Origin of the sequence: Streptomyces sp. SID5464 (genome assembly GCF_009862985.1) — a bacterium.
GTDB lineage: Bacteria > Actinomycetota > Actinomycetes > Streptomycetales > Streptomycetaceae > Streptomyces > Streptomyces chartreusis_D.
This window is the reverse complement of record NZ_WWIQ01000044.1, coordinates 78,508-98,023: the sequence shown is the minus strand read 5'-3', so window position 1 is coordinate 98,023 and position 19,516 is coordinate 78,508. Positions and strand designations below refer to the sequence as shown.

The following is a 19,516-nucleotide window of genomic DNA, read 5'->3' as shown; positions in this document are numbered from 1 at the left end:
AAAGTTACGACCGTTCACCCCTTTTGGTGGCGCGACGGACAACCGTCCGTCGCGCCACCGCCTTGTCCGCATACGTTCGTCCCGCTGCGAGCCGCCGGACAACGGCGGCTCCTGATACGGGAGATCGGGGGTGCACTCGTGCGCATCGGACTGCTTACGGAGGGTGGCTATCCGTACGTGAGCGGTGACGCCAGGCTCTGGTGCGACCGGTTGGTGCGCGGGCTCGCACAGCACGAGTTCGACGTCTACGCGCTCAGCCGCAGCCAACACCAGGAGGACGAGGGCTGGATCCCGCTGCCGCCGAACGTCCGCAGGGTGCGCACCGCGCCCATGTGGACAGCCGAGGACGACGACGTGGCCCTGGGCCGCCGCGCGCGCCGGCGGTTCACCGAGTGCTTCGGCGAACTGGCAGCCGTGCTGAGCGGGACGTCCGGGGGTCTGCCGGCCGCCGCCACGGGGTCCTTGGCGGGAACGTCGGGAGCCAAGGGGCCCTCCGAGGGTGTGTCGACCCCCGAGGCGGACCGTTTCGCCAACGCTCTGTACGGGCTCGCCGAACTCGCCCGCGAGGCGGGCGGCCTGGTGGGGGCTCTCCGCTCCGAGACCGCCGTACGCACACTGGAACGCGCCTGTCGTGCGCCCGGCGCCCACCGCGCGGCGCGTGAGGCGCGCGTACAGGATCTGCTCGCCGTGGCCGCACACCTGGAACGCGCCCTGCGCCCCCTCTCCCTCGACTGGTACGAGGACGACGGCCTCGGCGCGGTCGACCTCTGCCACGCCGCGTCCGGCGGCCCGGCCGCCCTGCCGGGCCTGCTCGCCCGCCACTTCACCGGCGTCCCCCTGCTGGTCACCGAGTACGGCGTGCGCCTGCGCACCCACTACCTCACCGCTCCGGACGCCCCACCCGCCGTACGGTCGCTGCTGGCGGCCTTCCACGGCAGGCTCGCGGCCGAGGCCTACGCCCGGGCCGAGGTCGTCACGGCCGGCAACACGCACGCCCGCCGCTGGCAGGAGCGGTGCGGCGCCGACCGCGGGAAGCTCCGCACGGTCTACCCCGGCATGGACGCCCGGCCCTTCGCCGAGGTCGGCGAGTCCCCCGAGTGCGCCGACCCGGACACGCTCGTGTGGGTCGGACGCGTCGAGCCCGCCAAGGACCTGGTCTCGCTGCTGCACGCCTTCGCGGAGATCCGCAAGCGGCAGCCGAAGACCCGCCTGCGCATCGTCGGAGGGCCCGCCGGTTCCGAGGGCACGGCCTACCTCGGCCACTGCCGGACCCTGGCCGCCCAGCTCTTCCCCGACGAGGCCGACGGCCCGCACGCCACCGGCGACAACCCGGTGTCCTTCGAGGAGATCGGCGGGCCCGAACTCCCGGCCCTCGCTGACGCCTACGCCTCGGGCGCCGTGACCGTCCTCTCCAGCGTCGTCGAGGGCTTCCCGATCAGCCTCGTCGAGGCCATGCTCTGCGGACGCGTGACGGTGTCGACGGACGTCGGCGCGGTCGTGGAGGTCATCGGCGGCACCGGGCTCGTCGTACCGCCGCGCAATCCGCGGGCGCTCGCCGAGGCGTGCGTGGCGCTGCTGCGCGACCCCGCGCGCCGTGCGCGCCTGGGTGCCGCCGCCCGCGCCCGTGCCCTGGAACTGTTCACGGTCGAGCAGAACATCCAGGCATTCCACGGCATTTACCTGGAGATCGTCTCGCGCGCGCCGATCCGCCGTGTGGTCCTGGACGAAGCGGGGGCCCCACTGCCCTTCGCGGTGCCCGCCGAGGCCCACGTCCCGATCCGCTGGGCCGCCCCGTCACCAAGCCTCGTCGTCCGCGGCGGCCCCGGCGGGGCGACGGCCAGACCCGTACGCGCCACCACTCCCGTCCCCGCCCCGGAGGGAGCACGATGAGCGACTTGGACGAACTGGACCGCCCGGAGCCCCCCACCGGCCCGGCGGCGCCCGGGGCACTGTGGGACGCCCGCCCGGAGCAGGAGCCGACCCCCGCGACCACGCCCGCGCCCGCCCCGGAGGCCGCCGCCGATCGCAAGCCCGCCGCCCCGCGTCGCGGTGCCGCCGACCCCGTGAAGGCGCTGATGCACCGTCACCGGGAACTCTGCGAACGCGCGGTGGATCCCCTGGAGATCGCGGCGGGCCTGGAGGCGCACGGCATCACCGACCGGACCGCCGCCCGCTTCCGCCACCGGGACGTCTTCTCCCTGGCGGAGGAGATGTACGCGCGGGTCTCCCGGGACGGGTCCGCGCCCCCGCCCGCGGCGCCCACCGCTCCACGCGCACGCGCCGACTGGGCCCTGCTGACGCTCCTGCCGGGCACGCTGTGCGCCGCCGCCGTCGCCGCCGTGCACCTCACCCACGGCCAGTCGCGCCTGTTCGCCGCGGCAGCGGGCGCCCTGGCCGTGACCCTGGCCCTGGGCGCGGCCCTGCGCCGAGGCCCCCTGAGCAGACCCGACCGCACAGCCCCCGGCAGGGCCACGACCGGGACCACCTGGCTCGTGGCCTACGCCCTCCTGGGCAACGGCCTGCTCGACGGGGCCGTCACCGGAGGCCCCGACAGCCTGCCCACCGGCACGGCCGACGGCCCCTGGCCCCTCACCGCCACCCCCGTCCTGGCACTTACCCTGGCCTGCGCGCCCGCCGCCTGGACCGCCCACCTCTTCGCCGCGCGTGCCCGCCGCAAACTCGCGGCCAGTCGCGGCCTGGAGGACTTCGCCGCCGCCGTACGACCGCTCCTGCTCGGCACGTTCGTCCTGTTCCTGGGCGCCCTTGTGGCCCTGCTCACCCTCTGCGCCGCGGTCGTCGACGAGCCCGCGGCCCACGCCGAGACCCTCACCCTGGGCGCCCTCCTCTTCCTGGCCCGCCTCCTCACCACGCACGGTTTCGCCTACGCCCCGGCCGTGGTCCTCACCGCCACGGCCACGCTCCAGGCGGCCGCCCTCGCCGCGGTCTTCGCCTCCCGCCTCCCCGGCTGCGGCTTCCTGGCCACCCCCGTCGAGACCCTCGTCACCACCTGGGGTGCCGGCAGCGTCCCCACCCTCGCCTGCGGTACGGCGGCCCTGGCCCTCCTGGTCCACGCCACCCGCAAGCTGACCAGGGCCTCGGCCCACGCACCGCCGGGCTCCCGGTGACCCGACCCTGCCACCGGCCCCGCCGCCACCGGCAGCCCCCGTCACATCCCTCCCTTCCGCCTCAAGGAGAACCCGCATGACCACCCGCCCAGCAGCCCCGGCCGCCCCGGGAGACGCGCGATGAGAGTCCTGCTGATCGGAGCCAACGGCTACATCGGGCGCTTCGTCGCCGACCGCCTGCTCGCCGACCCGGCCGTGCAGCTCACCGCCCTCGGCCGGGGCGACGACGCCGACGTCCGCTTCGACCTCGCGTCCGGCAGCCCCGGCGCCCTCACCCGCTTCCTCGACGCGGTCCACCCGGGCGTCGTCGTCAACTGCGCCGGCGCCACCAGGGGCGGTGCCCGCGAGCTCACCCGCCACAACACCGTCGCCGTGGCCACCGTCTGCGAAGCCCTGCGCCGCAGCGGCTGCGGTGCCCGTCTGGTGCAGATCGGGTGCAGCGCCGAGTACGGCCCCAGCCAGCCCGGCTCCTCCACGGCGGAGGACGCCGTCCCCCGGCCCGGTGGCCCGTACGGCGTCAGCAAGCTCGCCGCCACCGAACTCGTCCTCGGCTCCGGCCTGGACGCCGTCGTCCTGCGCGTCTTCTCACCGGCCGGGCCCGGTACCCCCGCCGGCTCCCCGCTGGGCCGGCTCGCCGAGGCCATGCGCCGCGCCATGCAGTCCGGCGACGGCGAGCTGAAACTCGGCGGCCTCGGCGCGCAGCGCGACTTCGTCGACGTCCGGGACGTGGCCCGGGCCGTCCACGCAGCATCGCTCTCCGCCGCGCAGGGCGTCATCAACATCGGCTCCGGCCGCGCCGTCCGCCTGCGTGACGCCGCCGCGGTCCTCGCCCGCGTGGCCGGATACGGCGGCGCCCTCCACGAACTCGACGGCCCTCCCGGCGCCCTGCGCACGGCCATCGGCCACCCCCGCCCCGACCCGGACCACGCGCCCCCGGTCGCGTACCCGTACCCGGACGGCTGCGGCAGCTGGCAGCAGGCCGATGTGCGCACCGCCCGCGACCGGCTCGGCTGGCGTCCCCGCATCGGCCTGGAGGAGTCCCTCGCCGACATCTGGATGGAGGCGGCATGCCGCATCTGACCAGCACCCGGCCACGCACGTCCGGCACGGAACTCCGCCCCGGCGTCGGCGTCCCCGGGTACGCGCACCCCCTCATCGCCCCCACCGAATGGAGCGAACTCGCCCGCCCCGGCACCCCTCTGCACTGGGTGGTCCTCAACGTGGCCGACGGCCCCGGCGCCCGCCCCGACCCGCACTGCCTGGAGGCGGCCGGCCGCCTGCGCAATGCCGGTGTCCGCGTCCTCGGCCGTCTCGACACCCGGTACGGCACCCGGAACTTCGGGGAGCTGATCTCCGACGCCCACCGGTTCGTCGACTGGTACCAGGTCGACGGCTTCCTCCTGGACCGCTGCCCGGCGGACCACGCCGGGCTGCCCGAGGTACGCCGCACGGTGGCCACGCTCCGCGTGATCCGTGACGAGGCCCACATCGTCCTCGGCCACGGCATCCACCCGCACCCGGGCTACGCCGGGCTCGCCGACCAGCTGGTCACCTTCTCCGGCCCGTGGAGCGACTACCGCTGGTCGCAGGTGGCCGAGTGGACCACCGACCATCCGCCCGAGCGCTTCTGCCACTTCGTCCACGGGGTGCCCCGCCCGCACCTGGAGGAGGCACTGCGCATCGCCCGCTGGCAGGGCGCCGCGACGATCTGGTTCACCGACCACACGGACCACGGCGGCCGCACCGACCCCTGGGAGACCATGCCCGGCTACTGGGACGAAATCGTCTCGCGTATCGGAACAGGTGTCTCGGAATGAAAAAGCACGTGGCAGTGTTACGGGGAGAACAACCGTAGTGATTGACCGACCAACGGAGTCCCCGTGTCGCTGCCACCCCTGGTCGAGCCGGCTTCCGAGCTCACCGTAGACGAGGTCCGCAGGTACTCCCGCCACCTGATCATCCCCGACGTCGGGATGGACGGGCAGAAGCGGCTGAAGAACGCCAAGGTGCTGTGTGTGGGCGCCGGCGGCCTGGGCTCGCCGGCGCTGATGTACCTGGCCGCCGCGGGCGTCGGCACCCTCGGCATCGTGGAGTTCGACGAGGTCGACGAGTCGAACCTGCAGCGCCAGATCATCCACAGCCAGGCCGATATCGGCCGCCCCAAGGCGGAGTCCGCCCGTGACAGCGTCAAGGGCATCAACCCGTACGTGAACGTGATCCTTCACGAGGAGCGGCTCGAGGCCGACAACGTGATGGACATCTTCAGCCAGTACGACCTGATCGTCGACGGCACGGACAACTTCGCGACCCGCTACCTGGTCAACGACGCCTGCGTGCTGCTGAACAAGCCGTACGTGTGGGGCTCGATCTACCGCTTCGACGGCCAGGCCTCCGTCTTCTGGTCCGAGCACGGCCCCTGCTACCGCTGCCTGTACCCGGAGCCCCCGCCCCCCGGCATGGTCCCCTCCTGCGCCGAGGGCGGCGTCCTGGGCGTGCTGTGCGCGTCCATCGGCTCCATCCAGGTCAACGAGGCCATCAAGCTCCTCGCCGGCATCGGCGAGCCGCTGGTCGGTCGCCTGATGATCTACGACGCCCTGGAGATGCAGTACCGCCAGGTCAAGGTCCGCAAGGACCCGAACTGCGCGGTCTGCGGCGAGAACCCGACCGTCACCGAGCTCATCGACTACGAGGCCTTCTGCGGCGTCGTGTCCGAGGAGGCCCAGGCGGCGGCCGCCGACTCCACGATCACTCCCAAGCAGCTCAAGGAGTGGATCGACGACGGCGAGAGCATCGACATCATCGACGTCCGCGAGCCGAACGAGTACGAGATCGTCTCCATCCCGGGCGCCCGGCTGATCCCGAAGAACGAGTTCCTCATGGGCACCGCCCTGGAGAGCCTCCCGCAGGACAAGAAGATCGTCCTGCACTGCAAGACGGGTGTCCGCAGTGCGGAAGTCCTCGCGGTCCTGAAGTCCGCGGGCTTCTCGGACGCGGTCCACGTCGGCGGCGGCGTGATCGGCTGGGTCAACCAGATCGAGCCGGACAAGCCGGTGTACTGACCGGAGACGCCGGCGTACCGAGCCGTCTCCGGTCTCCCTTCGTGAGCGGCGGGGGCTTCGCGCACCACGGGTGCCCGGAGCCCCCGCCGTCGTCATGAGCAGACCTTGCCGTCCCTCGGCACCGAACCGTCCAGCAGATACGCGTCCACCGTGGAGTCGACACAGTCGCTCCCGCTGCCGTACGCGCCATGTCCCTCGCCCCGCCAGGTGAGCATCACTCCGACACCCTTGCCCAGCTCGTCGGCCATCTTCCGGGCGCCCTCGTACGGGGTGGCCGGGTCGCCGGTGTTGCCGACCACCAGGACCGGCGCCGCGCCGGGGGCGCTCACCTCCGGGGTGTCGTGCTGCCCGGGCACCGGCCAGTCGTGGCACCAGCCGGCCGTGTCCCAGCCGAGGAACGTCCCGAAGACCGGGGAGATCTCCTCGAACTCCGGCAGCAGCCTCTTCGTCTCGGCCGGGGTCGGCCGCTGCCTGTCGTCCAGGCACGATATGACCCGCTGTGCATGGGTCGTCGTGCCGTACCGCCCTGACGGGCCGCGTTCGTTGTAGCGGTCGGCGAGGGACAGCAACTCCGAGCCGTCGCCCCGCTCGGCCGCGTCGAGGGCGCTGGTCAGCGTCGGCCAGCTGTCCTTGCTGTACAGCGGCAGGATGATGCCGGTGACCGCGAGCGTCTGGGTCAGCTTCCGACCGGGCGTGCCCGCCGGCAGCGGCCGGGTGTCGATCCGCCGCAGCAGGTCCGCGATCCGCCGCGTACCCTCCTCCGGGTTCTGGCCCGTGGACTCGAGGTAGTCGTTCAGCGCCCGCTGGAATCCCCGGGCCTGGTTCTTGGCGTGACCGACGGTGTCCGCGCCGGGGTCGACGACCGCGTCCAGCGTCATGCGTCCCACGTTCTCCGGGAACAGGTGGGCGTATGTGCCGCCCAGTTCGGTGCCGTAGGAGATGCCGAAGTAGTGCATCTTCTCGTCGCCGAGGACCTGGCGGATGCGGTCCATGTCGCGGGCCGAGTCGGCGGTGGAGACGTGCGCCATCAGCTTCCCGGCGTCCTTCCGGCAGCCCTCGCCGAAGTCGGTGGCGTCCGCGAGGTACGCCTTCTCCTCGGCGGGTGTGTCCGGGGTGGCGTCCACCGACTCGGCCGCCTGGATCTCCTTGTCGCCGCGGCAGCGCACCCCCTCGCTGGCGCCCACCCCGCGCGGGTCCCAGCTCACCAGGTCGTACCGCTCGCGGAGCTTGGAGACCGTCGGGGCGTACGACGGCATCATGGACACGCCCGAGGCGCCGGGGCCGCCGAAGTTGAACAGGAGCGAGCCGGCGGGGTCGTCGCCGCGGGCCTTGGCGCGGATCAGCGCCAGTCCGATCGTCTCGCCGTCCGGATCCGACCAGTCGAGCGGCACCTTGAGCGTGGCGCACTGCCAGTCGCTGCTGGGTGCGGGCGCGTCGGCGGTGGCTTTGCAGCGGCCCCAGGAGAGCCCGCCGTCCTTGTCGTCGGACGAACCGCTGCCGCACCCCGCGGCCAGCAGTGCCGAGGCGACCGCCAGAGCGGTCCACCGTGGAAAGCGCGTCAAGGGCCCATCCCCCCTCGTAGGCCGTCCGCACCGTGCCGCGGATGGCGGTCAGGCCATGGTAGGCAGATCGCGCGCTAGCCGTTCCAGCCTGTGGATAACCTCCTGACCTGCGGGTTCACCGGTCCGCTGCTGTCCTCAGGTGCAGACGGTCCCCGTCCGCGGCACCTTGCCGTCCAGCAGATAGCCGTTCACAGCGCCCTGCACGCACTTGTTCTTGCTGTCGTAGGCGCCGTGCCCCTGCCCCCGGTACGTCAGCTCGACACCGACGCCCTTGCCCAGCGCGTTCACCATCGCCCGCGCCCCCTCGTACGGGGTGGCCGGGTCGCCGGTGTTGCCGACGACCAGGATCGGCGCCGAGCCCGGCGCGCTCACGTCCGGGTGGTCGGCGGCGCCCGCCACGGCCCAGTCGGTGCAGCCGATCATGCCCCACGCCAAGTAGTCGCCGAACAGGGCGGACGCGGCCCGGAACTCGGGCAGCTTCCGCTGCACGTAGGCGGTGTCGTAGCGCGGTTTGGCATCGGCGCAGCTGATGGCGGTGTGGGCGGCGGACGAGTTGTCGTACTCGCCGTTCTCGCTGCGACCGTTCATCGAGTCGGACAGCAGCATCAGAGTGCTGCCGTCGCCGTCGTACGCCTGCTGGAGGCCCTCGGTGAGGTACTCCCAGAGGTCCTGGGAGTACAGCGCCTGCACGATTCCGTTGGTCGCCGCGGTCTGGGTCAGTTCGCGGGGGAAGACGCCCGTGATCGGTTTGCGGTCGAGGTCCCTGAGCAGCGTGGCGATACGGTCCTTCACGTCCTGCGCGGTGTCGCCGATGGGGCACTCCTCGGTCTTCGACACGCAGTCCTCGGCGAAGTTGTCGAGCGCGAGCTGGAAGCCCTTGGCCTGCCCGAGCGAGCCCTGCTCGGAGCTCTGCGTGGGGTCGACGACGGCGTCGAACACGGCGCGCCCGACCCGCTTGGGGAACAGGTGGGCGTAGACGCCTCCGAGTTCGGTGCCGTAGGAGAAGCCGAAGTAGTGCAGCTTGCCGTCGCCGAGGACCTGGCGCATCAGGTCCAGGTCACGGGCCGCGTCGGTGGTGCGCACATGCGGCAGTATCTTCTTGGAGTTCTGCTCGCAGGCGTCGTTGAATTCCGTGGTGCTCTCCAGGAGTTCGGTGCGTTCGGCGCCGTCGTCGGGCGTGGCGTCCTGCTGGAAGTACGCGTCGAGCTGCTGGTCGTTCTCGCAGAGCACGGGGTTGCTGCGGCCGACTCCGCGCGGGTCGAAGCTGACCAGGTCGTAGCGGGTGCGCAGGGTTTCGAACGCGTCCCCGAAGCCGGGCAGGGTGGTGACGCCCGAGAGGCCGGGGCCGCCGAAGTTGAAGATGAGCGAGCCGATGCGTTCGCCGGCGTCACCGGTGGTCCGGGCTCGGATCAGCTCGAGGCTGATCGTGTCGCCCTGGGGGGCGTCCCAGTCGAGAGGCGCCTTCATCGTGGCGCACTGCCATGCGCCACCGTCCGGCAGCGGTGAGGGCGCGGCGCCTCCTCCCTGTGCGTCGGACGGGGTCGGGCAGTCCTTCCAGCTCAGCTCCTGCTGCGTCAGGTCCTGGTCCTCGGCGTCGTCGCCACAGCCGGCAAGCACGGCGGACAGCAGCACGGCGGTGGCGGTCAGGGCGGCGGCGCGCAGCCGGAGGAGGGACGGCATGGTTCCATCCTGCGGCGGCACGGAGCGGGGCGCGCGGGACGCGTGCCGTATGAGGTAAGAGGGGCTGGAGTGCTCAGCTGGTCCTCCGAAGGGCCGGCCGGTCGGCCGGGTCAGAGGGCCTGCTTGCGTGTGAGGTGGTTGAAGGCCAGCCAGCCCGGCAGCACCGGCAGCCACAGCGTCAGCAGGCGGAACAGCAGGACCGCCGGTGCCGCGACCTCCTTCGGCAGTCCGACGGCGATCAGACCGACCGTCAGGGTCGCCTCGACCGCGCCCACACCGCCCGGGGTCGGCGCCGCGGACCCCAGGGCGTTGCCCGCGAGGAAGACGACGGCGACGCTGGCGATGCTGATCGAGGTCGACTCGTCGCCGAACGCGCGGATCGACGCGTCCAGGCACATCACGAAGCAGGCGGTCAGCAGCAGCATGCCGCCGATGCCGGTGACCAGCTTCTGCGGCCGCTGGAGCACGTCCAGCATGCGCGGCACGACGCCCGCGAACAGCGACCTCACGCGCGTGACGACGAACTTCCGGAGGAACGGCACCGAGGTCACCACGAGCACGAGCACCGCCACCGTCAGCAGACCGGCGATGACCGTCCGGGACGGCGACAGCGACGGCGTCTTCTCGGTGCCGGTCAGATAGCCGAACGACAGCAGCATCAGGATGTGACAGCCGAGCCCGAACAGCTGCGACGCTCCGACGCTCGCCACCGCGAGCCCCGGCCGCACCCCCGCGCGCTGGAGGAAGCGCGTGTTGAGGGCCACACCGCCCACCGCCGCCGGGGCGACGATCTTCACGAAGGACCCGGCGACCTGCGCCGCCACGGTCCGCACGAACGGCACCCGCTCGGGCACGAACCCCAGCAGAGCCATCGCCGCCGCGATGTAGCTGCCCATGGAGAACAGCACGGCCGCGGCGACCCAGCCCCACTCGGCGTTCGCGATGAGCGGCCCGAACTCGATGTGCGTGAGCTGCGTCAGCAGGAAGTACGCGCCGATCGCGCCGGCCATGAAACTGATCAGCGTGCGCGGCCGCACCCGCTCCAGCCGGGCCGGCTCGACGGGCGCCTGCGGCCTGATGCGCAGCACCTGGTGCCGGATCTGGGTGAGCAGGTCCTCTTCGCGCGCCTCGTCCAGGGCCTCGTCGATGGCCCGTTTCTCGGCCCGCTGTTCCGCCCGTACGGCCTTCTTGTCGGGTTTCTCCAGGACCGGCACGGCCTCGTCCGAGGCGTCCTCCAGGCGTGCCTGCTTGGCCTGCCGGGACGCCTCCAGGACCGCCTCGCGCTCGCGCTGTGCCCGCTCCCGGGCCAGCCTGCGCAGCGTCGCGCGCGTGGAGCGGCTGAGCGCGATGGGCTGGAGCATCGGCAGACAGTCCGCCACCGCGTCGGGTCCGAGCACCTCCACCGCCGAGGCGACCGCCCGCTCGGCGCCCACCCGGAGGCCGAGGGTCACCAGCAGCTGGGACGTGTCCATGCGCAGCAGCAGGTCGCCGGCCGCGATCTCGCCGACGCGCAGGTCGGTGAGGATCACCGTGCCGGAACGATCCACCAGAATCGCGTCGCCGACCAGCCTGCGGTGCGCGATGCGCCGGGACTGAAGAGCCTTCACCTGGTGCCAGGTGTCGCTCAGCAGGTCGTCGGTGATCTCCTCGTCCGGCAGGGAGTCCAGAGTGCGGCCGCCGCTGTGCTCGTAGACGAGCATCACCGCGTCGGGACCCAGCTCGGACGTGGCGATCAGCTTGGGCGCGTTGGCACCGGCCGCGATCGCCGCGTACGCCAGCAGTGCCTCCTGCTCCAGGGCCTGGCGCAGCGACTGGAGGCTGCTGCGGGTGGCGAAGCCGCGCAGGGTCAGGTTGCGCCACGCGCGGTAGAAGAAGCCCTGGGCCTGCTGCTCCCGGTCGACCACCGTCACGTCCAGCGGCGGGCCGTCCTCAAGTGTGACGAAGTAGCGGCGGCCCCGGTCGCCGGTGTCCGGGTTGTCCGAGGTGTCCTCGCGGGACGCGCTGACCGGGCGGAAGCCGACGGTCCGCAGGCCCGCCATCAGGGTCTGCCCGGTGGGCCGGACGTTGGGCGAGCCCACCGCGTAGAGCGTGCCGTAGGCCACGGTCCAGCCGATCAGCACCGTCAGGATGATCGAGAACGGTGTCGTGTACCCGGTGACGAGCATCGAGAAGGCGTCGAGGAGCAGCACGACCCACAGCACCGCGCGCCATCGGGGTCTGCGCGACATGCCCACGGCGGTCATGTACGCGATGACCGGCGCCAGATAGCCGTGCACCGGGTCGGTCAGTGCGTGGACGTCTCCGGGGGAGGGCTGGGTGAGCGCCTCCTGGATCGAGTCGGGGGCGGCGCGGGCGACCCACAGGTCGGTGGCGAGGGTCACACCGTGGGCGAGGACTGCCGCGAGCACGCCGTCGGCGATTCTGAGCCCGTCCCGCTTGATCAGCCGCTCGATGGCGAAGGCGACCGGCACCAGCAGGATCGCGATGCTGGAGGCCAGCCCCGCGATCTTGATGAGCAGATCGGGCGCCTGGCCCGTGCCCTTGTTGATGTCCTGTTCGAGGCCCGAGGTCGTGCCGTGCGCGAACGCGGCGATTCCGATCAGCAGCGCGACGGCGAGCATGCCCACCAGGAGCCGCATCAGGTCGGACGGGCGGTGCACGCGCGCGGGGAGCAGCGGTTCGTCGCCCTCCACCTCGTCGATGTGCACGGTCTCCTCGTCCTCGGCGGACGCCGGGGCCTTCCTGCGGGACTTCTCGGCGGCCGCCGGGCCCTGGGTGCCGGACTGCTCGGCGGCCGTCGGGCCCTTGGCGCCGGAGTCATCAGCGGCCGTCGGAGCCTTGTCGCCGGACTTGTCCGCAGCCGCCCCGTTCTGCTCACCGGCCGGTTTCGGGCTGTCGTCCGGAGTGCCCGGGCGCGACGAAGCGTCAGAGGTGCCCTCCGGGTCCTCGGGGTGCGCACCCTGCTGCTTCATCGTCTCTTCTTGGTCTCGTATCACCGGTCACCGCCCGCACGATGGTGGCATGCCGCACCGACACACGGGGGCATCAGGGTGCACATGCGGGGGCGCACAGTCTGCCCGACTCGCTCCCGCCGGGTGAGGGAAACGCTCCGGAGCACGCCCGTCCCGTTGTCGGTGGGGTGGGGCAGGATGGGACGGATGAGCGAGGAGAGCCTTCCGCAGGACGCCGGCGCGCGGGACGCCCGCACGGGGTACGACGACACCCGTGAGGACCCCGGGGAAGCGCTGCCCGCGTACGCCGAGCGGGTCCTGGACGTCGCCGAACTGATCCCGCCGGGCCGTGTCATGACATACGGGGACGTCGCCGAGTGGCTGGAGGAGGGCGGTCCACGGCAGGTCGGCCGTGTGATGGCTCTCTACGGCGGAGCCGTTCCGTGGTGGCGGGTCGTCCGTGCGGACGGCGTCCTCCTGCCGGGGCACGAGCAGCGGGCGCTCGGCCACTACCGCGCGGAGGGCACGCCCCTGAAGGAGGCGAGCCGGGCCGCCGAGGGCCACCTGCCGCGCCTCGACATGAGACGGGCGCGCTGGGACGGCGGTGAACGCGCGGAGGGTCACACCTGACAGCTTCCGGCATCGGACGCCCTCCCGTGTGACCCCTGATCCGGACGGGGGAATCGGGACACTCCGCCGGCATGACGTACGTTCGTGAGGTGAGGGACATGAGTGCCAGGAGCGTCTGGAGTGCCTTGAGCGCCAGGAGAGCAATGTGCGGCCCGGGTGCCGTTGGGGCCGCGGTTGCCGTGGGCGACCTGAGTGGCTGGCGGGAAGAAGAGGAAGCCCTGCTTCCGCCTCGTCCGTCGGCGTAGCGTCGGCTGCACCCGTCCCCGTCACCCCCGCGGTCACCGCCCGCCACGCGCGGTGGCCCGCCAACCAGCACTTCCACCAGGACCGGCGAACCACGTGAGCTCCTCTTTCTCCACCAACGGCCTGTCGCACCCCCGGGTGCGGCGGGGGAGCCGTGGCGCTTACCGACTGGTACGTACCCCTCCTGACCGGCTGGACCCCCCTCGTTTGGACGCCTCGCAGCGCTCCGTGGTTGACCACACCACCGGCCCGCTGCTCGTTCTCGCAGGTCCGGGCACCGGCAAGACCACCACGCTCGTCGAGTCCGTGGCCGAGCGCATCGCCCGGGGCGCAGACCCCGAGCGCGTCCTCGTGCTCACCTTCAGCCGTAGGGCGGCCGTAGAACTGCGCGACCGCATGGCCCTGCGGAGCGGCGCGGCCCACGCCCCCCAGGCGACCACCTTCCACTCGTTCTGCTACGCCCTGGTCCGCGCCCACCAGGAGAACGACCTGTTCGTGGAGCCGCTGCGGCTGCTGTCCGGTCCCGAGCAGGACGTCTCGGTCCGGGAACTGCTCGCCGGCCAGGTGGACCTGGAGCGGCTCGGGCTCTCGCACGTGCGCTGGCCGGACGACCTGCGCGCCTGCCTGACCACCCGTGGTTTCGCCGACGAGGTCCGCGCGGTCCTCGCCCGCACGCGTGAACTGGGTCTCGGTCCGGACGCCCTGGACGCCTTCGCCCGCCGCTCGGGACGCCCCGACTGGCGCGCCGCCGCCGCCTTCCTCGCCGAGTACCTCGACGTGCTCGACCTCCAGGGCGTGATCGACTACGCGGAACTCGTCCACCGCGCGGTGCTCCTCGCCCGCCGGCCCGAGGTCGCCGCGGCGCTCGCCGCCCGCTACGACGCCGTCTACGTCGACGAGTACCAGGACACCGATCCCGCTCAGGTACGACTCCTGCACGCCCTGGCCGGCGGCGGTCGCACGCTCGTCGCGTTCGGTGACCCCGACCAGTCGATCTACGCGTTCCGCGGGGCGGACGTGAACGGCATCCTCGACTTCCCGCACGCCTTCCCGCGCGCGGACGGCCGCCCGGCCCCCGTCGCGGTGCTGCGCACCTCCCGCCGCTCCGGCGCCGCCCTGCTGGCCGCCACCCGGCTGCTGACCCAGCGCATGCCGCTGACCCGCCTGCCCGCCGAGAAGGTGCGCGCCCACCGAGAACTCGCGCCCGTACGGGACGGCGGCCGCGTCGAGGCGTACACGTACCCGACGCCCGGGACGGAGCTGGACAACATCGCCGACATCCTCCGCAGGGCCCACCTGGAGGACGGCGTCCCCTGGAGCGAGATGGCCGTCCTGGTGCGCGCCGGATCCCGCACCATCCCGACGGTCCGCCGCGCCCTCACGGCGGCGGGCGTACCCGTGGACGTGGACGGGGACGACGTGCCCCTGCGTCACGAACCGGCGGTGGCACCGCTGCTGACGGCGCTGCGGGCGGTGGCCGCCGCGGAGGCGACGGGGACCGATGGGGAGGCGACGGGGACCGATGGGGAGGCGACGGGGACCGATGGGGAGGCGACGGGGACCGATGGGGAGGCGGCTTCGGGGGAGGCCGAGGCCGCCGGAGGAGAGCCGGCTTCCGGGGAATCCGAGGAGAGTTCCTGGCTCGACACCGAGACCGCCCTCACTCTCCTCACCTCACCGCTCGCGAGCATGGACGCCGCCGATCTGCGCCGCCTCGGCCGTGCCCTGCGCGACGAGGAGCGGGCCGCGGGCAACCCGCTGCCGCCTCCCTCCGACGTGCTGCTCGCGCGGGCACTCGCCGAGCCGGAGCGCCTCGCCGTGCACGACCCCGCGTACGCGCGTGGCGCCCAGCGCCTCGGCGCGCTGCTGCGCAAGGCGCGGGAGCGGCTGGCGGGCGGCGGCAGTGCCGAGGAGGCGCTGTGGGACCTGTGGGAGGGCACGCCGTGGCCCACCCGGCTGGAGCGGGCCGCTCGCCGCGGCGGCGCGGCCGGGCGCAACGCCGACCGCGATCTGGACGCCGTCTGCGCACTCTTCGCGACCGCGGCCCGTGCCGAGGAGCGCACCGGCGGCCGGGGCGCCCTCAACTTCCTTGAGGAGATCGAGGCAGAGGACATCGCCGCCGACACCCTCACGCGCCGTGCCGTACGCCCCGACGCCGTCCGCCTGATGACCGCGCACCGCTCCAAGGGCCTGGAGTGGCGCCTCGTGGTCGTGGCGGGCGTCCAGGAGGGCCTGTGGCCGGATCTGCGCCGCCGCGGCTCCCTGCTGGAGGCCGACCGCATCGGCCGCGACGGACTCGCCGAACCCCTCACCCCCGGCGCGCTGCTCGCCGAGGAGCGCCGCCTGTTCTACGTGGCCGCCACGCGCGCGCGTGAACGCCTCGTCGTGACCGCGGTCAAGGCCCCGGCGGACGACGGCGACCAGCCCTCCCGCTTCCTGACCGAACTCGGCGTCGAACCCAAGGACGTCACCGGGCGCCCGCGCCGCCCGCTGTCCGTCGCCGCCCTCGTCGCCGAACTGCGTGCCACGACCGTCGACCCGCGCGTCTCCGACGCCCTCCGGGAGGCCGCCGCCCACCGCCTCGCCCGGCTCGCCGCCCTCGCCGACGAGGACGGCCGCCCCTTGGTGCCCTCCGCGCACCCCTACCGCTGGTGGGGCATGTTCGAGCCGACCGAGTCCAAGGTGCCGCTGCGCGACCGCGACCAGCCCGTCGTGCTCTCCGGCAGCGCCCTCGACCAGCTCGCCAACACCTGCGCCCTGCAGTGGTTCCTGGGCCGCGAGGTGAAGGCCGACGCGCCCGCGACCGCCGCCCAGGGCTTCGGCAACGTCGTGCACGTTCTCGCCGACGAGGTCGCCTCCGGGCACACCCCGGCCGATCTCTCCGTCCTCATGGAACGCCTCGACTCCGTGTGGAACGCCCTGGCCTTCGACGCGCCGTGGAAGTCGGACCAGGAGAAGGACAACGCGCGCGTGGCGCTCGAACGGTTCCTGAAGTGGCACGTCATGGACCGCACCGGGCGCACCCCGGTGGCCAGCGAGCACGACTTCGACGTCACCCTCGAAGCGGGCGACTACCAGGTGCGCATCCGCGGCCAGATGGACCGGGTGGAGGCGGACGGCGAGGGCCGTGCCTACGTGGTCGACTTCAAGACCGGCAAACAGGCACCCACCGGCAAGGAGGTGGAGCGCCACCCGCAGCTCGCCGTCTACCAGCTGGCCGTCCGCGAAGGCGCCGTCGACGACCTGTTCGACGGTGTGCGCCCCCAGCCGGGCGGCGCGGAACTGGTCCATCTGCGCCAGGGCGCCGCCCAGCGCGACGGCGGCGAGACCCTGCCCAAGGTGCAGGCCCAGGAGCCGCTGGAGGGGGAGTGGGTCGGTGACCTGCTGGCCACCGCGGCCGGCAAGGTCCTCGACGAGCGCTTCACACCGACCGCCGGCCAGCACTGCGCGCACTGCGCGTTCCGGGCCTCGTGCAGCGCGCGGCAGGAGGGCCGCCATGTCGTCGAGTGATCTATCGCACCAGGTGCGCTGACCTGCGCTTCCTTCGCCCGGGCAGCCGATCCGGCCGCCGCTGTCAGTGGCCGCCGCTAGCCTCTCTGACGTGCCCGCCCGTATCACTGATCCCGAGCAGCTCAAGGAGCTCCTCGGCATCCCGTTCACCCCTGAGCAGACGGCCTGCATCACCGCGCCGCCCGCCCCGCAGGTGATCGTGGCGGGAGCCGGCTCGGGCAAGACGACGGTGATGGCGGCACGCGTGGTGTGGCTGGTCGGCACCGGCCAGGTCGCCCCCGAGCAGGTGCTCGGCCTCACCTTCACCAACAAGGCCGCCGCCGAACTCGCCGAGCGCGTCCGCAAGGCGCTGGTCAAGGCCGGCGTCACCGACCCGGACGCCATCGACCCGGACAACCCGCCGGGCGAGCCGGTGATCTCCACGTACCACGCCTTCGCGGGCCGCCTGCTCACCGACCACGGCCTGCGCATCGGTCTGGAGCCCACGTCCCGGCTGCTCGCCGACGCGACCCGGTTCCAGCTCGCCGCGCGCGTGCTGCGGGAGGCCCCGGGCAGCTACCCGGCCCTGACCCGGTCCTTCCCGGATCTGGTCGGCGACCTCCTCGCCCTCGACGCCGAGCTCGCCGAGCACCTCGTCCGCCCGGAAGCGCTGCGCGCCTACGACGCCGAACTGCTGCTGACCCTGCGCGGCGCCAAGCTCACCAACGCCGATCTGCGCAAGGTGCCCGAAGCGGCCGCCGCCCGCCGCGAACTGGCCGAACTGGTCACCCGGTACCGGGCCGCCAAGCGCGAGCGGGACCTGCTCGACTTCGGCGACCAGATCGCCCTGTCGGCCCGGCTCGCGAAGATCCCCGAAGTGGGCCGCGCGCTGCGCGACGAGTTCCGGGTGGTCCTGCTCGACGAGTACCAGGACACGTCGGTCGCCCAACGCGTCCTCCTGGCCGGCCTGTTCGGCGAGGGCACCGGTCACCCCGTCACCGCCGTCGGCGACCCCTGCCAGGCCATCTACGGCTGGCGCGGCGCCTCAGTCGCCAACCTGGACGACTTCCCCGAGCACTTCGCCCACGCCGACGGCCGCCCGGCGACCCGGCAGGCGCTCAGCGAGAACCGCCGCAGCGGCGGCCGTCTCCTCGACCTCGCGAACGGCCTCGCGGAGCCCCTGCGGGCCCTGCACGCGGGCGTGGAGGCCCTGCGCCCGGCCCCCGGCGCCGAACGCGACGGCATGGTCCGCTGCGCCCTGCTGCGCACCCACGCCGAGGAGATCGACTGGGCCGCCGACTCCGTCGCCCACCTCGTACGGACCGGGACGGCACCCGGCGAGATCGCCGTCCTGTGCCGCACGGCGACCGATTTCGCCGAGATCCAGGGCGCCCTGGTCGCCCGGGACATCCCGGTCGAGGTCGTCGGCCTGTCCGGACTGCTGCACCTGCCCGAGATCGCCGACCTCGTCGCCGTCTGCGAGGTCCTCCAGGACCCCGGCGCCAACGCCTCCCTGGTGCGCCTGCTGACCGGTCCCCGCTGGCGTATCGGCCCGCGCGACCTCGCCCTGCTGGGGCGGCGTGCCCGGCTCCTCGTGTCGCACGCGCGCGTGGAGGGCGGCGACGACCCGGACCGCCGCCTCGCCGAGGCCGTCGAGGGAGTCGACCCGGCCGAGGTGATCTCGCTCGCGGACGCCCTCGACACGTTCCTGGAGACGCCGCTGGACGGCCACGGGGACGACGACGGGCTGCCCTTCTCCTCCGACGCGCGCGTGCGCTTCGCCCGCCTGGCCACCGAGCTGCGCGAGCTGCGCCGCTCCCTGGCCGACCCGCTGATGGACGTCCTGCACCGCGTCCTCGCCGTCACCGGCCTGGAGGTCGAGCTGTCGGCGTCCCCGCACGCCCTGGCCGCGCGCCGCCGCGAGACCCTCTCCAACTTCCTGGACGTCGCCGCCTCGTTCGCCGCCGGCGACAACGAGGCCAGCCTGCTCGCCTTCCTCGGCTTCCTGCGCACCGCCGCCCAGTACGAGAAGGGCCTCGACAACGCCCTCCCCGGCGGCGAGAACACCGTCAAGGTGCTCACCGCCCACAAGTCCAAGGGCCTGGAATGGGACGTCGTGGTCGTCCCCGGGCTGGTCACCGGCACCTTCCCCAGCAGCCAGGGCCGCGAGAAGTGGACCTCCCAGGGCAAGGTCCTGCCGCACGGGCTGCGCGGCGACGCCGACACCCTGCCCGACGTGGAGTCCTGGGACGCCAGGGGCCTGAGAGCCTTCCACGAGGCCATGAAGGACCACCAGCACACCGAGGAACTCCGCCTCGGCTACGTCACCTTCACGCGCCCGCGCTCCCTGCTCCTGGGCTCCGGCCACTGGTGGGGACCCACCCAGAAGAAGCGCCGCGGACCGTCCGCGTTCCTCCAGGCGCTCTACGACCACTGCGCGGCCGGTTACGGCGAGATCGAGGCCTGGGCGGACGAACCCGCCGAGGACGAGGAGAACCCGGCCCTGCACCAGGCCACCGCCGACCAGGTCTGGCCCCTGCCCCTGGACGAGACGGCCCTGGCCCGCCGCCGCGCGGCCGCCGCGACCGTCCTGGCGCACCTGGAGGCCCTCGCGTCCCACGAGGACGGGCACTCCACGGCCGTGCATGACCCGGACAGGGCCGACGACCCGGAGTGGCCGCCGCCTCCGGAGGACGACGAACCTCCGTACGACGAACCGGACCCTTTCGCGGACGTCCCCTTCGACGACGCGGTCTCCGCAGCCGGCCCCTTCGGCG

General features: G+C 73.2%; 11 protein-coding genes. 8 read left to right on the top strand and 3 right to left on the bottom strand.

Features of this window, described 5'->3' with window-relative positions:
• The first annotated feature begins 138 nt into the window (after positions 1 to 138).
• The 5 genes from GTY47_RS21610 (at position 139) to moeZ (ending at position 6,184) form a co-directional block, all read left to right on the top strand.
• Complete coding sequence (locus tag GTY47_RS21610; protein ID WP_010047689.1) at positions 139 to 1,890, top strand: DUF3492 domain-containing protein; 1,752 nt, start codon at positions 139 to 141, stop codon at positions 1,888 to 1,890.
• A complete protein-coding gene (locus GTY47_RS21605; protein WP_010047688.1) occupies positions 1,887 to 3,125 on the top strand; it encodes a hypothetical protein in 1,239 nt (412 codons plus the stop codon). The genes GTY47_RS21610 and GTY47_RS21605 overlap by 4 nt, the downstream gene beginning before the upstream one ends.
• A 120-nt stretch (positions 3,126 to 3,245) precedes the next feature.
• Positions 3,246 to 4,205, top strand: a complete 960-nt coding sequence (locus tag GTY47_RS21600; RefSeq protein ID WP_010047687.1) for an NAD-dependent epimerase/dehydratase family protein — start codon at positions 3,246 to 3,248, stop codon at positions 4,203 to 4,205.
• Positions 4,193 to 4,942 carry a spherulation-specific family 4 protein gene (locus GTY47_RS21595; protein WP_010047686.1) on the top strand — a complete coding sequence of 250 codons (750 nt, stop codon included), beginning with the start codon at positions 4,193 to 4,195 and terminating at the stop codon, positions 4,940 to 4,942. The genes GTY47_RS21600 and GTY47_RS21595 overlap by 13 nt, the downstream gene beginning before the upstream one ends.
• Positions 4,943 to 5,005: 63 nt before the next feature.
• Positions 5,006 to 6,184, top strand: a complete 1,179-nt coding sequence (moeZ, locus tag GTY47_RS21590) for an adenylyltransferase/sulfurtransferase MoeZ (protein WP_010047685.1) — start codon at positions 5,006 to 5,008, stop codon at positions 6,182 to 6,184.
• Positions 6,185 to 6,276: 92 nt separating this feature from the next.
• Here moeZ and GTY47_RS21585 read toward each other — a convergent pair whose 3' ends face one another.
• From GTY47_RS21585 to GTY47_RS21575, 3 genes are all read right to left on the bottom strand, one after another.
• Positions 6,277 to 7,746: an alpha/beta hydrolase gene (locus GTY47_RS21585; RefSeq protein WP_010047684.1), complete on the bottom strand. Its 1,470-nt coding sequence runs from the start codon at positions 7,744 to 7,746 to the stop codon at positions 6,277 to 6,279.
• 135 nt (positions 7,747 to 7,881) lie between these two features.
• The gene (locus GTY47_RS21580) at positions 7,882 to 9,426 is read right to left on the bottom strand and encodes an alpha/beta hydrolase (protein WP_010047683.1); all 1,545 of its coding nucleotides are present in this window, start codon (positions 9,424 to 9,426) and stop codon (positions 7,882 to 7,884) included.
• A gap of 110 nt (positions 9,427 to 9,536) precedes the next feature.
• Entirely contained in the window at positions 9,537 to 12,398 is a 2,862-nt protein-coding gene (locus GTY47_RS21575; RefSeq protein ID WP_010047681.1) for a lysylphosphatidylglycerol synthase domain-containing protein, read from the bottom strand.
• A 186-nt stretch (positions 12,399 to 12,584) separates the two neighbouring features.
• Here GTY47_RS21575 and GTY47_RS21570 point away from each other — a divergent pair, with 186 nt between their 5' ends.
• The 3 genes from GTY47_RS21570 to GTY47_RS21560 form a co-directional block, all read left to right on the top strand.
• The gene (locus GTY47_RS21570; protein WP_010047678.1) at positions 12,585 to 13,007 is read left to right on the top strand and encodes an MGMT family protein; all 423 of its coding nucleotides are present in this window, start codon (positions 12,585 to 12,587) and stop codon (positions 13,005 to 13,007) included.
• A gap of 339 nt (positions 13,008 to 13,346) precedes the next feature.
• Positions 13,347 to 16,760 carry an ATP-dependent DNA helicase gene (locus GTY47_RS21565; RefSeq protein WP_078602986.1) on the top strand — a complete coding sequence of 1,138 codons (3,414 nt, stop codon included), beginning with the start codon at positions 13,347 to 13,349 and terminating at the stop codon, positions 16,758 to 16,760.
• A 91-nt stretch (positions 16,761 to 16,851) separates the two neighbouring features.
• A partial coding sequence (locus GTY47_RS21560) for an ATP-dependent helicase (protein ID WP_010047674.1) occupies positions 16,852 to 19,516 on the top strand: 2,665 nt, incomplete at its 3' end.

Bases quoted from the DNA above. Each gene is read 5' to 3' on its own strand.
- GTY47_RS21605 (WP_010047688.1), top strand. From the start codon at position 1,887: ATGAGCGACTTGGACGAACTGGACCGCCCGGAGCCCCCCACCGGCCCG.
- GTY47_RS21600 (WP_010047687.1), top strand. From the start codon at position 3,246: ATGAGAGTCCTGCTGATCGGAGCCAACGGCTACATCGGGCGCTTCGTC.
- GTY47_RS21595 (WP_010047686.1), top strand. From the start codon at position 4,193: ATGCCGCATCTGACCAGCACCCGGCCACGCACGTCCGGCACGGAACTC.
- GTY47_RS21580 (WP_010047683.1), bottom strand. From the start codon at position 9,426: ATGCCGTCCCTCCTCCGGCTGCGCGCCGCCGCCCTGACCGCCACCGCC.
- GTY47_RS21575 (WP_010047681.1), bottom strand. From the start codon at position 12,398: ATGAAGCAGCAGGGTGCGCACCCCGAGGACCCGGAGGGCACCTCTGAC.
- GTY47_RS21570 (WP_010047678.1), top strand. From the start codon at position 12,585: ATGAGCGAGGAGAGCCTTCCGCAGGACGCCGGCGCGCGGGACGCCCGC.